At 73.7% G+C, this 14,682-nt stretch carries 15 protein-coding genes; 7 read left to right on the top strand and 8 right to left on the bottom strand.

What is annotated here, in order from left to right:
• Positions 1–24 precede the first annotated feature (24 nt).
• Positions 25–954 (bottom strand): carbohydrate kinase family protein, encoded by a 930-nt coding sequence (locus IEZ11_RS16850; protein ID WP_189263578.1) that lies wholly within the window; start codon positions 952–954, stop codon positions 25–27.
• On the bottom strand, positions 951–1,628 hold the full coding sequence (locus IEZ11_RS16845; protein WP_189263577.1) for a class II aldolase/adducin family protein: 678 nt from the start codon (positions 1,626–1,628) through the stop codon (positions 951–953). The genes IEZ11_RS16850 and IEZ11_RS16845 overlap by 4 nt, the downstream gene beginning before the upstream one ends.
• A gap of 57 nt (positions 1,629–1,685) precedes the next feature.
• Here IEZ11_RS16845 and IEZ11_RS16840 point away from each other — a divergent pair, with 57 nt between their 5' ends.
• Positions 1,686–2,408, top strand: coding sequence for a TetR/AcrR family transcriptional regulator (locus tag IEZ11_RS16840; protein WP_189263576.1), 723 nt, complete (start codon positions 1,686–1,688; stop codon positions 2,406–2,408).
• A 288-nt stretch (positions 2,409–2,696) separates the two neighbouring features.
• On the opposite strand, the gene IEZ11_RS16835 is transcribed toward IEZ11_RS16840, so the two are convergent.
• A complete protein-coding gene (locus tag IEZ11_RS16835) occupies positions 2,697–3,935 on the bottom strand; it encodes an MFS transporter (RefSeq protein ID WP_189263575.1) in 1,239 nt (412 codons plus the stop codon).
• A gap of 119 nt (positions 3,936–4,054) precedes the next feature.
• On the opposite strand from IEZ11_RS16835, the gene IEZ11_RS16830 reads away from it, so the two are divergent.
• Positions 4,055–5,287 (top strand): MFS transporter, encoded by a 1,233-nt coding sequence (locus tag IEZ11_RS16830; protein ID WP_229713078.1) that lies wholly within the window; start codon positions 4,055–4,057, stop codon positions 5,285–5,287.
• Between the two features lie 38 nt (positions 5,288–5,325).
• On the opposite strand, the gene IEZ11_RS16825 is transcribed toward IEZ11_RS16830, so the two are convergent.
• Positions 5,326–6,354, bottom strand: coding sequence for a threonine aldolase family protein (locus IEZ11_RS16825; protein ID WP_189263574.1), 1,029 nt, complete (start codon positions 6,352–6,354; stop codon positions 5,326–5,328).
• Positions 6,355–6,600: 246 nt separating this feature from the next.
• Positions 6,601–8,346 (bottom strand): alpha/beta hydrolase, encoded by a 1,746-nt coding sequence (locus IEZ11_RS16820; RefSeq protein ID WP_229713077.1) that lies wholly within the window; start codon positions 8,344–8,346, stop codon positions 6,601–6,603.
• A 166-nt stretch (positions 8,347–8,512) separates the two neighbouring features.
• Here IEZ11_RS16820 and IEZ11_RS16815 point away from each other — a divergent pair, with 166 nt between their 5' ends.
• Genes IEZ11_RS16815 through IEZ11_RS16805 form a run of 3 tightly spaced genes read left to right on the top strand, consistent with a single transcriptional unit; the run spans position 8,513 to position 10,321 of the window.
• Positions 8,513–8,833: a hypothetical protein gene (locus IEZ11_RS16815; RefSeq protein ID WP_189263573.1), complete on the top strand. Its 321-nt coding sequence runs from the start codon at positions 8,513–8,515 to the stop codon at positions 8,831–8,833.
• 12 nt (positions 8,834–8,845) lie between these two features.
• Complete coding sequence (locus IEZ11_RS16810; RefSeq protein WP_189263572.1) at positions 8,846–9,550, top strand: CPBP family intramembrane glutamic endopeptidase; 705 nt, start codon at positions 8,846–8,848, stop codon at positions 9,548–9,550.
• A 36-nt stretch (positions 9,551–9,586) separates the two neighbouring features.
• Positions 9,587–10,321, top strand: coding sequence for a maleylpyruvate isomerase family mycothiol-dependent enzyme (locus IEZ11_RS16805; protein WP_189263571.1), 735 nt, complete (start codon positions 9,587–9,589; stop codon positions 10,319–10,321).
• A gap of 86 nt (positions 10,322–10,407) precedes the next feature.
• Here the strand turns inward: IEZ11_RS16805 and IEZ11_RS16800 are convergent, their stop codons facing one another.
• Positions 10,408–10,809, bottom strand: coding sequence for a MarR family winged helix-turn-helix transcriptional regulator (locus IEZ11_RS16800; RefSeq protein ID WP_189263570.1), 402 nt, complete (start codon positions 10,807–10,809; stop codon positions 10,408–10,410).
• A gap of 86 nt (positions 10,810–10,895) precedes the next feature.
• Between IEZ11_RS16800 and IEZ11_RS16795 the strand changes: the two genes are divergently transcribed.
• Both IEZ11_RS16795 and IEZ11_RS16790 read left to right on the top strand, forming a co-directional pair.
• Positions 10,896–12,371 carry an MFS transporter gene (locus IEZ11_RS16795; protein ID WP_189263569.1) on the top strand — a complete coding sequence of 492 codons (1,476 nt, stop codon included), beginning with the start codon at positions 10,896–10,898 and terminating at the stop codon, positions 12,369–12,371.
• A gap of 74 nt (positions 12,372–12,445) precedes the next feature.
• Positions 12,446–12,730, top strand: a complete 285-nt coding sequence (locus IEZ11_RS16790) for a DUF6332 family protein (RefSeq protein ID WP_189263568.1) — start codon at positions 12,446–12,448, stop codon at positions 12,728–12,730.
• On the opposite strand, the gene IEZ11_RS16785 is transcribed toward IEZ11_RS16790, so the two are convergent.
• Both IEZ11_RS16785 and IEZ11_RS16780 read right to left on the bottom strand, forming a co-directional pair.
• Positions 12,691–13,356 carry a response regulator transcription factor gene (locus IEZ11_RS16785; RefSeq protein WP_189263567.1) on the bottom strand — a complete coding sequence of 222 codons (666 nt, stop codon included), beginning with the start codon at positions 13,354–13,356 and terminating at the stop codon, positions 12,691–12,693. The two genes, IEZ11_RS16790 and IEZ11_RS16785, sit on opposite strands and share 40 nt — an antisense overlap.
• Complete coding sequence (locus IEZ11_RS16780; RefSeq protein WP_189263912.1) at positions 13,353–14,636, bottom strand: sensor histidine kinase; 1,284 nt, start codon at positions 14,634–14,636, stop codon at positions 13,353–13,355. The genes IEZ11_RS16785 and IEZ11_RS16780 overlap by 4 nt, the downstream gene beginning before the upstream one ends.
• Positions 14,637–14,682: the final 46 nt, after the last annotated feature.

Genomic DNA, 14,682 nt, shown 5'->3' with positions numbered 1-14,682 from the left:
TTCCACGCGGATCCGGCGCCGGCCCTACGCGCGCCTGGCTCCCGTCGCCGCGAACGCGTCGGCGGCGGCGAGGTCGAAGTCCCCGTGATCACTGCCGAGGCCCTGCGCGACCAGCGCCGCCACGGCGTTGCCGAGGACGGCGGAGTCGTGCGGGGTGCGGCCCAGCCCCATCCCGTAGACGAATCCGGCCGAGAAGGCGTCGCCGCAGCCGGTGGTGTCCACGACGTCGATCTCGAACGCGGGCACCGGGTCGGCACCCTCGGCGGTGACCAGGAGCGCGCCGTCGCCGCCCCGGGTGACCGCGACCAGCCCGGCGCCGGCACCGACCAGCTTCTTCGCGCCCGCCAGCAGGTCGTCCTCGCCGGAGAAACCCAGCACCTGGTCGTCGTTGGGGAGGAGGTGGTCGACGTACGGCAGCGCCGCCGCGATCTGCTCGAAGCTGCCGAGCACGCCAGGCGCCAGCAGGTCCACGGAGGTCGTCACGCCGTGCTCCTTGGCGAAGTGCAGGATACGCGCGGCGGCGTCGACGCCGATCAACTCCGGTCCACCGAGGTGGAGATGGCCGGCCTCGGCGAGGGCGTCCCAGGGCACGTCGTCGACGCCGTAGGTGATGTTGGCGCCGAGCAGGTGCAGGGACGGCCGGTCGCCGTTGGGGCGGATGGGCAGCACGCTCGCCGAGGTGGCGGTGTCGGTGCGGCGGACGAGGAATTCGGTGTCGATCCCGGCCCTGCCGAGCAGTTGCACCAGCATGTCGCCGGTCGCGTCGGCGCCGACGGCCCCCGCGCTGCGCACGTCGGCACCGAGCTTGGCGAGGCTGAGCGCGGTCCCGCCGGCGGTCCCGGCCGCGGTCATCCGGATGTCCTCGACCAGAGTGGCGCCCTGGCCCTCGGGTATCGCGTCCACCGGCCGCACCAGCACGTCCAGCACATGCACGCCCATCGTGACGACTCTCATGACCTGCCCTCCTGGAGGGATCGAGTGGTGCCGTAGTTCCGGGCGATCGCGGCCTCGATCACCGCGAGTTGCTGCTGCTCGTCCAGGACGCGGGGCGTTCCGAGGGCGGCCGCGTGCTGGTAGACACCGCAGGCCCATTCGAGCAACAGAGCGTTCTCCACGGCCTTGTCGAGGGTCGGGCCGACAGTGACCGAGCCGTGGTTGGCCAGCAGCGCGGCGCTGCGGCCGTCGAGCGCGGCGAGCACCGACTCGGCGAGTTCCGGGGTGCCGAAGGTGGCGTAGGGGGCCACCCGCACGGTGCCGCCCAGGGCGAGCAACTGGTAGTGGATACACGGTAGTTCGTCGAGCACACAGGAGAGGGCGGTGGCCATCGGAGCATGCGTGTGGACGACCGCACCGGCGCCGTAACGCCGGTAGACCCCGAGGTGCAGGTCGAGTTCGGAGGTCGGTTGCAGGGTTCCGGCGAGGACCTTGCCGTCCAGGTCGACCACCGTCACCTGACCGGCGGTGAGTTGGGCGAGCACCGCACCGGTCGCGGTGACCGCGACCCGGTCCCCCACCCGCACGCTCACGTTTCCCGCCGTACCGATGAGCAGGCCCGCCGCTCCCAGGCGACGGCAGACGTCCGCCACCGTCGCCCGCTCCTGGACCAGCGCGGAGCTTGAGTCCGTCATGGCCGCGACGGTAACGTAAACCTGAAACAATGTCACGTTCAGATTCAGGAGCCGCGGGTGACCGAGCCGACCGCCGAGGAGACCGGGGTCGTGCTGCGCCGGACTCCCCAACAGGCCCGCAGCAAAGCCCGGTTGGCGCGTGTACTGACAGCGGCGGAGCGGGTTCTGATCGCCGAGGGCGTACCGGCCCTGACCACGACCCGGGTCGCGGCGGAGGCCGGGGTGTCGGTCGGCTCGCTGTACCAGTACCTGCCCGACCGGGACGCGATCATCGACGCGCTGGCGGCGACGTACTTCTCCCGGCTCGAAGCGGTGATGGAGGAGTTCGTGCGCGGCGCGGCGACCGAGCGCTGGTCCGACCCGGTCGGCGTGCTGATCGACGCCTATGCCGGGCTCTACCGCACCGAACAGGGCTTCCGGGCCCTGTGGTTCGGCAGCGGTCTGACCGACCGGACCCGCGCGGCGGACCGGGAGCACAAGCTCCGGATGGCCGACGGGGTACGCCGGGTGCTGCTCGGGCTCGGCATCGCCGGCGATCCGGAGGGGCTCGGCCGGGCCTGCCATGCCGCCGTCCTCGCCGCCGACGCGCTCGCCCAGGAGGCTTTCCGCCGCGACGCCGAGGGCGACACGGCTCTCCTCGACGAGGCGAAGGTCATGCTGCGCGGCTACCTCACGGCCCTCGCCGGGAGGCAGGAGCAGCGGAACGGCGGCGCGACGGGCGCGGCTGCGCCCGCCGGGCCCGTTCCCGGCCCGGCCGGACACCCGGAGTCACAAGGGTGATGCCGGGCGGCCCCGCGGAGCCCGTTGTACCGGGCGGCCCCGCGGAGCCCGTTCGGCGCCGCCCGGTACGCGGACAGCGAGGACGCACAACCGCCGCCGGCCGGTGGGCGCGTCACGGCAGCGGGTCGAAGCCCTCCACCGGCACCGGGTCCGCCGCGGCGCGGCTCCTCGCCGCCCTCCCGGGCACCCGTTCGTCTTCTCCGTACGGCCCGCACCCGCTGCCGTGACGCGTCCACCGGCCCGGAGCCGGCCGGGCGGACCCGCTCCGGCCGGCCGTGCCTCGCCCGGTCAGTCGACGGGCCACGAAGCGCCCCGGAGCTCCTTGCTGAAGCCGGCCGTCACCAGGGGCACGCACAGGACGCCCGCGAGCGCCACCGGTGCCACCACCGGTGAGGCGAGCTGGAGCAGCACCCCGGCCAGCACGCTGCCGACCGGAGTCCCGACCCCGACGAGGGCGACGGTGGTCGCGATCACCCGGCCGCGGACCGCGTCGTCGACCTGGCGGAAGACCAGGATGTCCAGCATCACCGTCAGGCTGGGCCGGCCGAGTGCGATCAGCGCCAGGACGAGCATCAGCCAGCCGGTACCCCACGGCACCGCCACGAGCAGCAGAAGGGGCACCACACAGCAGCTGACGGCGAGCAGCAGGCGGCCGGGGGCCAGCGCCGCGTGCAGCCGTCTGGTCAGCAGCGCGCCCAGCACGCCGCCGAGCGCGTCCGCGGCGAGGACCAGGCCGGTCACCCGTGACGACGCCCCGTCGTGCTGAAGCCGCACGATGACCACCAGCGTCAGTGCCGCGTTGACGACGCCGAGACCGGCCACCAGGAACAGGACGCTCCGCAGCAGGCGCCCGGCCCACAGGATGCGGAAGCCGCTCAGGAAGCCGCCGCCTCGCCGACCCGCCGGCCGGACGGCGCGCCCGTCGAACCTCACCACCAGGACGCTGGTCACCGCGAGGACACAGCCCGCCGCCGAGGCGACGAAGGGCAGGCCGCTGCCCAGCGCGTACAGGATGCCGCCGAGCGGGGTACCGACGAGGCTGCCGCCGCTGGTGCGCACCTCCTCCTGCACCAGCGCCCGGCTCAGCTGCTCGGGCGGGACCAGGGAGCGCAGGGCCAGCATGCGGACCGGGCCGCCGAAGGCGGTGCCGGCGCCGAGCAGGACCGCGGTGCCCATGAGCTGGGCGACGGTGAGGCCGTGCAGCGCCATCGCGACCGGCACACCGGCCACCGCGACCGCCTGGAGGCCGAGCGCGCCCGCCAGCACCGTCCGGCGGTTCGCCCGGTCGGCGACCGCCCCGCCCGGCACGGCCAGCACGAGCATGGTGCCGGTCTGCACCGCCCCGAACGCGCCGGCGGTCGCCGGGGAGCCGGTGCGGGCGAGGATGAGCAGCGGATAGGCGAGCCCCGCGATCCTGAGGCCCAGCAGGGAGCTGACGGCACCCGCCCAGAAGACCTGGAACCGCCAGTTCCGGTGGAGCGGGACGGCCGCCCGCGCAGGTGCCCGCACGCCCACGGACTCGGTCATCGCGGCGTCTCCCCCATGGTCACGTGGGTCTCCCTCCGGCGATCGCCAGGGCGGTCCGGGCCCGGCGGACGCCACCCACCGCCCTTGTCCCAGCCCCGGCGCTCGCCTAGCCTGAGTTTGTGCCGCTAATAAACAAAACCCGGACGCACAACGTCGTACCCGGCAACGCCCTCACCCGACTCCGCGTCGCCCTGACCGTCTTCTTCGCCATGGACGGCTTCATCTTCGCCGGTTGGGTCGTCCGCATCCCGGCCATCAAGGAACAGACCGGCGCCTCGGCGGGCGCCCTGGGACTCGCCCTGCTCGGGGTCTCGGCCGGAGCCGTGATCACGATGATGTTCACCGGACGACTGTGCCGCCGCTACGGCTCCCACCCCGTGACCGTCGCCTGCGCCGTCCTGCTCTCCCTCAGCGTCGCCCTGCCTCCGCTCACCCACTCGGTCCTGGCCCTCGGCGCCGTCCTGCTGGTGTTCGGCGGCGCCTACGGGAGCATCAACGTCGCCTTCAACAGCGCCGCCATCGACCTGGTACGAGCCCTGCGCCGCCCGGTCATGCCCAGCTTCCACGCCGCCTTCAGCCTGGGCGGCATGACCGGCGCCGGCCTGGGCTCGCTGATCGCCGGAGCACTGACCCCCACGCAGCACCTGTTCTGCCTCACCGCGATCGGCCTGGCGGTCACCTTTTTCGCGGGCCGCACCCTCCTTCGTACGCCTCCTCCCACCGCACCCGACGACCACGCACCCGACGACCACGTACCCGACGAGAACACACCGCGGGCCGCGTCCGCACCGCGCCGCATGACTCCGCGCACCCGGCTGCTCGTCGTCACGTTCGGTCTGATCGCCCTGTGCACGGCCTACGGCGAGGGGGCCATGGCCGACTGGAGCGCCCTGCACCTGGAGCAGGACCTCGGCGCCGCACCCGGCGCGGCCGCCATCGGCTACTCCTGCTTCGCCCTCGCCATGACCGTCGGCCGGCTCAGCGGCACCAGGCTGCTCGAAGTCCTGGGCCAGACCCGCACCCTGGTGTTCGGCGGCACGACCGCCGCGCTCGGCATGCTGCTCGGCGCGCTCGCCCCGGCCCTGTGGGCGGCCCTGCTCGGATTCGCGGTCACCGGACTCGGTCTCGCCAACCTCTTCCCCGTCGCCGTCGAACGCGCGGGCAGGCTGGCCGGCCCCGAGGGCGTCGCCGTCGCCTCCACCTTCGGCTACGGCGGCATGCTCCTGGGACCGCCCGCCATCGGCTTCATGGCGGAATGGATCTCCCTCCCCGCCGCCCTGACCACCGTCGCCGCCCTCGCCGCCACGGCCGCGGCGATCGCACTCCTGACCCGGCACACGGCCGGGCACTGACCGAAGGCCGCGTCCGCCCTGCCGGACGTGCGCCCACCTCAGCCGGCCGACGGGAACGCGCCGACGGCTCGCAGGATGTCGCGGCGCGTCACGTCACCATGCGTGACCAGGCGGACGGCGGCCGCCAGCGGCACGGCGAGGACCCCGCGTTCGGCGAGTACCTCGACGGTGCCGGACGGGTCGTCGACCGGCACCATCACGATGTTGGTCTGCGGCGTGCCGGCCTTCCATCCGCGCTCGGCGAGACCGGCCGCGAGCAGCCGGGCGTGCTCGTGGTCGATGGCGAGGCGGTCGACACGTTCCAGGGCCACCAGACCGGCGGCCGCGAGCACTCCGCCCTGCCGGACACCGCCCCCGAGCATCTTGCGGACCCGGCGTGCCTCCCGCACGAACTCCGCGTCCCCCGCCAGCACCGAACCCACGGGCGCGCCGAGCCCCTTGCTCAGACAGACCTGTACGGTGTCGGCCCCCGCGGCCAGTTCGGCGGGCCGCACACCCAGGGCGACCGCGGCGTTCCACAGACGGGCGCCGTCGAGGTGCACCGTCAGGCCGGCGTCATGGGCGGTGTCGGTCAGCCGGCGGTGCTGCTCGGGTGCGGTGACCGCGCCGCCCGCCGCGTTGTGGGTGTTCTCCAGGCACAGCAGCCGGTCCCGCAGCGCGAAGCAGGATCCGCCGCGGGTGACGTTCCGGGAGATGTCGGAGGGACTCGGCACCCCGGGCCCGGCCGTCCAGGGCAGCGGTCGGGGTACGCCTCCGGCCAGCCAGGCGGCCGTGCCGAGCTCCATGTCGAGGATGTGCGCGCGGTCCGGGGCGAGGAAGCGGTCGCCGCGTTCGAGGTGCACGAACAGGGCGATCAGGTTGCCCATCGACCCGCTCGGCACCCACAGCGCGGCCTCGGTGCCGAGCAGTCCGGCGACCTTCGCCTCCAGCGCCCGCATGGTGGGGTCGCCGTCCAGGACGTCGTCACCGACCTCGGCACGGGCCATGGCCTCACGCATCCGCGCGTCGGGCCGAGTGACGGTGTCGGACCGCAGGTCGACGGGCGGTCCGTCGACGGGTGCTGTCATGCGTGCCTCCGGAGGGGAAGTGCCGGCCGGCACCGGACGCCGACCTCGGCAACCGCCAGAAGCGTGGCACACGATGACGGGTCAGCAGCAGGGTCGCGGCCACGCCGAATCGGGCTGGGCGGCGAAGGAGACGCCGACGTCACGGACATGCGGCGGGGCGGCGGATGCGCACCGGGGCGGGGCAGCGGATGCGCACCAGGGCGGGGCGGCGTCTGGGGCGGCTTCGTCCGGCCCTTCGTCGCCCGCTCAGTCCAGCAGCCCCGGTTCGTGCACCGATTCCAGCAGGCCGGAGAGTCTTGCCGTGTCGGCGGCCGTCCAGTCGGGCGGGGTCGTGATCTGCGCCCACGCGCTCGTCGGCAGGGTCCCGTACCGGTGGCCGAACCCGTCCGGCACACTGTCGGCGCCGGCCAGGTCGCACGCCACCTGCCAGAACGTCAGCAGCGGATACCACTGCATCGCCGGCGAGACGTCCCGGGCCCGCGGCCGGTCGAGCCAGTCCGGCTGGTGGAAGGCGAGGGCGGGCGACCACCAGACGACGGGATCGGAGCCGTTCTGGAGGTAGACCGCGCGGGGTTCGCCCCAGGGCGCCGCCGGGATGCCGTAGTCCGCCGGCACCTGTGCGAAACGCACATGTGCCCCGTCGCCGACCACCGGCCGCCACTCGGGGCTGCCCGGCTGCCGCTGTGCGGTGACCGACTTCCACAGCGGGTTGTCGTAGGTCGGCCCGACGAACAGCGCGCCGCCGGTCTCCGCGACGAGCGTGGCCAGGGAGCCGTTCAGGGCGGATTCCATGGAGAAGGAGCCGAGGCTCTCGCCGTAGACGAGGAGCCGGGGACGGGAACCGGCGGGGAGGGTGCGCCACTTGGCGTAGACGGCGTCGAACAGGGCGCGTCCGGTGTCGGCGGCCTCGTCCTCGGTGAGCGCGGAGACCCAGCTGGGGAGGTACGAGTACTGCATGGCGACCTGCGCGGTGTCGCCGCCCCACATGTACTCCAGGGGCTTGCTGCCCTGGTCGTTGATCCAGCCGGTGCCTGTGGTGCCCATCACGGCGAGGATCCTGCGGGAGAAGCCGCCGGTGCGTTCGAGTTCGCGGACGGCGAGGGCGGCGCGTTCGTCGAGGGTGCCGGCGGAGCGCAGGCCCACGTAGACCCGTACCGGGTCCCTGGCCGGGCGGCCGGTGAAGGCGGCGATGCCGGCGCGGGGCGTGGCCGTGCCGACGAAGTCACGGCCCTTGGCGCCCAGCGTGTCCCAGGGAGCGGCGGACTCGGGGCTGCCGGACAGGGTGGACAGGCCGGGCTGGTGGACACCCTCGGCGGTGCCCTGGTCGGCGAGCGAGGCGGCACTCTCGATCGCGTCCAGCGCGCCGCGCAGCAGGAAGCCCTGGACGATTCCGACGATCACGAACACGGCGAGGGCGACCCCGGTGGCGTACGCGACGGGGCGTGGCAGGTGGGCGCCGAACGCGTGGGCGGCGAGGCGGGTGGCGAGCCGTACCGTACGGGCGGCCAGGACGAGCAGGGTCCCGACCAGCGCGGCCACCACCGGGACGAACGCCCACTGCCACCAGACGATGTCCGGGGGCAGGGTCACCGCCCGGCGGACCTGGCCCTCCCAGCGGACGCTCCAGGCGGTGACGGTGACGACCGCGGCGGCGCCGAGCAGGCCCAGGGCGGTCCACAGGACGCGGCGGACCCGCGGGCGGACGCGGGCGCCGGCCCAGCGGAGCAGCAGCCGGGCAAGTTGCTCCAGCACGGCACCGACGGCGTAGCCGACCGCCGCCGAGACGCCGGCCGCGAGTCCCTGGAGCCACCAGGCCCGCGGCAGCAGGGACGGGGTGAGGGACAGGCAGTAGCACAGGACCGCCACCGTGATCCCGCCCCAGCACGGCCGCCGCCGGACCACCCGGTCGGGGCCCAGCTGCTGGCGCACCCGCTCCGCCGCCCGCCGGGTCCAGTCCTTCGTACGATTCAGAGCCCTGCCCGCACCACTCACTTGGCCACCTCGGGACCACGATCGGCCACCGCACCCGGCGCCGCATCCCGAAGATCGCTCAGCGCCGCGCTCCGGTCCGGTCCGCTCCGCTCCGGTCCGCTCCGCTCCGGTCCGGTCCGCTCCGGTCCGGTCCGGTCCGGTCCGCTCCGGTCCGGTCCAGGAAAAGGTGCGGAGCAGCACGGGATATCCCATCGTGGTGGACATGGCCCAGGCCCGGACGACGACCGAGGATCCCCGCTCCGCACCGCCCGGGGCCAGGTCGGCGTCGTCCGCTCCGACCGCGATGACGGCGGGTGCCGGGGTGTTCGCCTGCCCCGGGCCGGCCATGGACATGGACGTGGCCCGCGAACGTGGCACCCGGACCGGCGTCCCGCTGCGGAAGCCGGGCATCGGGATCGTCACCGTCATCGGCGCCGGGACGGGCCGTGGGCGCGGTGGCGGGCACCGTGCGTCCTGCCCGCCGCCGCCCGGCCCGGTCGGGTTCTGACCGCCGTCCGGCATGCCGCTGCCCCGGCTCCCGACCCGCACCGCCGTGGCGGCGGTGGTGGTCGTGCTGGTGCTCGCGAACCTGCTGAACAACCGCTGGGCGGGGTCCTGGATCCTGCTCACCGCGGTCGCCGTCGCGGCCGTCCTGGTGGGGCTGCTGTTCTGGGCCGGGGGCAGTTGGGCGGAGCTGGGACTGGGCCGGAACACCCTTGCCGACGGGGCGCGTTGGGCGACGACCCTGATCGGGATCGTGGTGGCGGTCTATCTGTGCGGGGCCCTGCTGCCGGTCACCCGCGGGCTGTTCGCGGATCAGCGGACGGACGCGCTGAGCGGTGCGGAGATCACCTTCAAGGCGTTGGTCGCGGTGCCCGTGGGGACGGTGCTGCTGGAGGAGACGGCCTTCCGTGGGGTGCTGTTCGCGCTGCTGCGCCGCCTGCACACGGCCACGACGGCGGCCGTGCTGTCCTCCGTGCTCTTCGGACTCTGGCACATCCTGCCCTCGCTCAACCTCGACAAGGACAAGCCGACGCTGGGTTCGCTCTTCGGGCACTCGGTCGCCGGAGCGGTCGTGGTGGACGTCGGTGCCGTGCTGTTCACGGCCGTCGCGGGCTGTCTGCTGTGCTGGCTGCGCGACCGCAGCGGCTCCCTGCTGGCGCCGATGGCCCTGCACTGGGCGGTCAACGCGCTCGGGTACGCGGTGGCGTTCCTGCTGCGCTGACGCCGAGGACCCGGTCCCGTCCGGCAGACTCAGGGCATGGAGACTGCCGAGTTCCTCAAGATCCTCGACCATGAGGGCCAGTTGCTGGCCGCGGCCGCCGAGCAGGCGGGGCTCGACGCCCCGGTGCCGACCTGCCCGGACTGGCAGGTGCGCGACCTCCTGCGGCACACCGGCGTCGTCCACCGGTGGGCGGCCGGTGTCGTCACCGGCGCCGAGACCTCGCGCCCCGCCTTCCCGGACCCGCCGGACATCGACGGCACCGAGCTGACCACCTGGTACCGCGACGGCCACCGCCGACTCGTCGACACCCTGGACGGCGCGCCGCGGGACCTGGCGTGCTGGACCTTCCACCCCGCCCCGGTGGCCTCACCACTGGCCTTCTGGGTCCGCAGGCAGGCCCACGAGACGACCGTCCACCGGTACGACGCGGAGGCCGCCCGGGGCGGTCCGGCATCCCCGGTCGGCACGGACTTCGCCGTCGACGGCATCGACGAACTGCTGCGCGGCTTCCACGCCCGCGCACGCAGCCGGGTCCGCAGCGAACCCCCGCGGGTGCTGCGGGTGCGTACGACGGACACCGACGCGGCGTGGACCGTACGGCTGTCCGCCGGTCCGCCGGTCACGGAACCCGGCACATCCGATGACGCGACGGCCGAACTCGCCGGTCCAGCCGACCAGTTGTACCTCGCCCTGTGGAACCGGCTGCCAGTGCCGACAGTGACCGGCGACCCGGAACTGGCCGACCTGTGGCTGACGAACTCCGGCATCTGACCGGCCTGTTCACACACCTGGTCGGCCGGTCCACACACCCGGTCGGCCGGTGCACACGCCCGGTCGGCCGGTACGACCGGCCGGGCTCAGCCTGATTCGACGGCCAGCATCCGGGTGAGCACCGCGCGCTGCACCGGCAGCACCTCACCGTGCAGCGTGCGCCCCTTGCCGGTGAGCGCCACCCGCACGCCCCGCCGGTCCTCCGGGCACATGGCCCGCTCGACCAGCCCGTCCTTCTCCAGGCGGGCGATCAGCCGGGACAGCGCGCTCTGGCTCAGATGCACCCGCTCGGCGATCTCCTGCACGCGGAAGCTGCACACGCCGTCCGCCGCCGGACCGTCGGAGAGCAGGTCGAGGACCTCGAAGTCACTGCCGCACAGGCCGTGGCCGTGCAGGGCGCGGTCGAGCTCGCACTGGGTGCGGGCGTGCAGGGCCAGGATGTCCCGCCATTGCTCCACGAGCGCCTGCTCGGGCTTCTTCGCCGCCATGCCGGCACCGTAGCAGAGAACCGAAATTATTGCATCGGAATTAAATGCATTTGCATTCGATGCACGCGCATGTAGTGTCTGGGGTCATGACCTCTCCGCTCACCTCCCCCGCTTCCGAGGGACGCTGGACTCCCCGGCTCTGGGGCACGCTGCTGGTGCTCTGCGCCGCCATGTTCCTGGACGCACTGGACGTGTCGATGGTCGGCGTCGCCCTGCCGTCGATAGGCTCCGACCTGCACCTGTCCACCTCGACGCTGCAATGGATCGTCAGCGGCTACATCCTCGGATACGGCGGCCTGCTCCTGCTCGGCGGCCGCACCGCCGACCTGCTCGGCCGGCGCCAGGTGTTCCTCGTGGCCCTCGGCGTCTTCGCCCTCGCCTCGCTCCTCGGCGGCCTGGTCGACTCGGGCCCGCTGCTGATCGCCAGCCGCTTCGTCAAGGGGCTCAGCGCGGCCTTCACCGCGCCGGCCGGCCTCTCGATCATCACGACCACGTTCCCGGAGGGCCCGCTGCGCAACCGCGCCCTCTCCATCTACACCACCTGCGCGGCCACCGGCTTCTCTATGGGTCTGGTGCTGTCCGGCCTGCTCACCGAGGTCAGCTGGCGCTTCACCATGCTGCTGCCCGCCCCCATCGCCCTGATCGCGCTGGTCGCCGGCCTCCGGCTGCTGCCGCGCAGCGCCCGCGAACGCGACCACAACGGCTACGACATCCCCGGCGCGGTCCTCGGCACCGCCTCGATGCTGCTCCTGGTGTTCACCGTGGTGGAGGCCCCGCAGGCCGGCTGGGCGTCGGCCCGCACCCTGCTCTCCTTCCTCGCGGTCGCCGTCCTGCTGACCGTCTTCGTCCGGGTCGAACGCCGCTCCCCCGGCCCGCTCGTCCGCCTCGGTGTGCTGCGCTCGGGCAACCAGGTCCGCGCCCAGTTCGGCGCGATCGCCTTCTTCGGCTCCTACGTCGGCTTCCAGTTCCTGACCACCCTCTACATGCAGTCCCTGCTCGGCTGGTCCGCCCTGCACACCGCCCTGGCCTTCCTGCCGGCGGGCGCGCTGGTGGCGGTGTCGTCGACCAAGGTCGGCGCGATCGTGGACCGCTTCGGCACCCCGCGGCTGATCTCGGCGGGTTTCGCCTTGATGGTCCTCGGCTACGCCCTGTTCCTCCGCGTCGACCTCAGTCCGGTCTACGCGGCGGCGATCCTGCCGTCGATGCTCCTGATCGGCGCGGCCTGCGCCCTGGTCTTCCCATCCCTCAACATCCAGGCCACCAACGGCGTCGACGACCACGAGCAGGGCATGGTCTCCGGGCTCCTCAACACCTCGGTCCAGGTGGGTGGCGCGATCTTCCTGGCGATCGTCACGGCCGTGGTCACCGCGGGCGCGCCTGCCCACACGACCCCGCAGGCGGTGCTCGACAGCTACCGTCCCGGCTTCGTGGTGGTCGCGGCCGTCGCCCTCGCCGGACTGCTGATCACGCTGACCGGACTGCGCGCCCCACGCCCGCAGCAGACCGTCGTGATCGCCAGGTCCGCCTCTCTGGAGGCGGAGCGCGTGTCCGCCCGCGACTGAGCGGGGACGCCCGCGAACATGCGCCCGGCGGCGGCCTGTTGCCCCGCCGGGCGCCCGGCTGTGACACTGCCGGGATGACGATGCACGGGGGACGGCGCGGTCAGGCCGAGCGGGACGCGATCACCGTCGAGATCGGATACGCGCTGTGCAGTGCGGTCTTCGCGGCCCTGGTCCTCTTCGGGGCGGTGGCCGGCCCGGCACTGCTGTTCGACCTTCCCCACGGCCTGGAACGCACGCTGCCCGTCGTGGGCGAGGTGCTCGCCGCCCTGCTGTTCCTGGCCCGGGTCGTCAGTGTGCTGGTCCGTTTCCGGCGCCCGGCTCAGCCGAGCCAGCCCGGTCGTACCAACCCCGACTCGTAGGCCAGGACGACCAGTTGGGCGCGGTCCCGGGCGCCCAGCTTGATCATGGTGCGGCTCACGTGGGTCTTGGCGGTGAGGGGGCTGACGACCAGGCGGCGGGCGATCTCCTCGTTGGACAGGCCGATGCCGACCAGGGCCATCACCTCCCGCTCCCGCTCGGTGAGCCGGGCGAGGGCGTCGGCGGCGGCCGGTTCCTTGGAACGGGCCGCGAACTCCGCGATCAGCCGCCGTGTCACCCCCGGCGACAGCAGCGCGTCCCCGGCCACCACCGCCCTGACCGCCCGCAGCAGTTCGTCCGGCTCGGTGTCCTTGACCAGGAAGCCCGAGGCGCCGGAACGGATCGCCTCGAAGACGTACTCGTCGAGCTCGAACGTCGTCAGCATGACCACCTTGACGTCCGTGAGCTCCGGCTCTCCGGTGACCCGGCGGGTCGCGGCCAGACCGTCCAGACGCGGCATGCGGATGTCCATCAGGACGACATCGGGGCGCAGTTCACGCACCTTGCGCAGCGCATCCTCACCGTCCGCCGCCTCACCGGTCACCTCGATGTCCGGCTGCGCGTCGAGCAACGCGCGGAAACCGGCGCGCACCAGCGACTGGTCGTCGGCGAGCAGTACCCGGATCATCGGTCCTCCGCGTCGTCCAAGGGCAGTGCGGTGGGCAGTGCGGTGGGCAGTCCGGCCGAAAGCGCGGCGGGAAGCACGTCAGGCAGTGATGCGGGCATCGATGTGGGCATCGATGTGGGCAGCACGGCCAGCACCCGGAAGCCGCCGTCGGCGCGCGGTCCCGCCTCGACCGTGCCACCCAGGGCGGCCGCCCGCTCCCGCATCCCGGCCAGCCCGTTCCCGCTGCCGCCCGCGTCCGTCCCGGTCGTCGGACCGTCGTCGTCGATCCGCAACCGCAGCTCCCCTCCGCCGTGTTCGAGCCGCACGCGCGCGTGCCGCGACCCCGAGTGCCGTACGACATTGGTGAGGGCCTCCTGCACGATGCGGAAGGCGGCCAGGTCCGCGCCGGGCGGCAGGCGCGGCGGCTGCCCCGTCACGTCCACGGCGAGTCCGGCGCTCGCCGCCTGTTCCACCAGTTCAGGCAGCCTCCCGAGACCCGGCGCCGGCGCCCGGGGCACGTCTCCTGGGGCGCGCAGGGTGTCGAGCACCTGACGCACCTCGCCGAGGGCCTCCTTGCTGGCCGCCTTGATGGTGGTGAGCGCGGCCCTGGCCTGCTCGGGGTCGGAGTCGAGCAGCGCGAGGCCCATGCCGGCCTGGACGTTGATGACCGAGATGCTGTGCGCCAGGACGTCGTGCAACTCCCGGGCGATCCGCAGCCGTTCCGCGTCCGCGCGCCGCCGGGCCGCCTGGGCGCGGTCGGCCCGCTCCCGCGCCCACTGCTCGCGCCGCAGCCGGACCAGTTCGGCCACCGAGACGATGATCAGCACCCAGGTGGCGATGAACAGTTCCTGGCCGAGGTTCGCCCCCGTGTCGCCCGGCGGCGGCAAACTTCGGTACAGCCAGAGCGAGATCAGCAGATGCCCCGCCCACAGCATCCCGAGCGCCGCCCAGGCGGCCCGGCGGTGCCCGGCGACGACGGCGGCGAAGCAGGCCACGGCGGCGGCCGCGAAAACCGGTCCGTACGGGTAGCCGGCGCCGAGGTAGACCAGGGCGAGCCCGGCCGTACCGAACGCCACGATCACCGGGTGCCGGTGCCGCCCCAGCAGCAGGCCGCAGGCGGCGAGGAGCAGGAGCCGGGCGAACAGGTCGAGGTGCTCGCGGTGCGGCTGCGTATGGCCGGCGAAGTTCGAACCCGCGAGCACGAGGACGGTGAGCAGCAGGGTGGAGCGCCACGGGAGGCGGGGGCGCAGGGTCTCGGCGGCGGGGGCGGTGACCGCGGCGGGGGCCGGGGCGGCAACCATGTCGGTGGCGGCCCGGTCGCCGGCGGCTGTGCCGGTACCGGGCGCG

Origin of the sequence: Streptomyces fuscichromogenes, from assembly GCF_014645815.1 — a bacterium.
Classification (GTDB): Bacteria; Actinomycetota; Actinomycetes; order Streptomycetales; family Streptomycetaceae; genus Streptomyces; species Streptomyces fuscichromogenes.
This window is presented reverse-complemented; position numbering and strand designations above follow the sequence as displayed.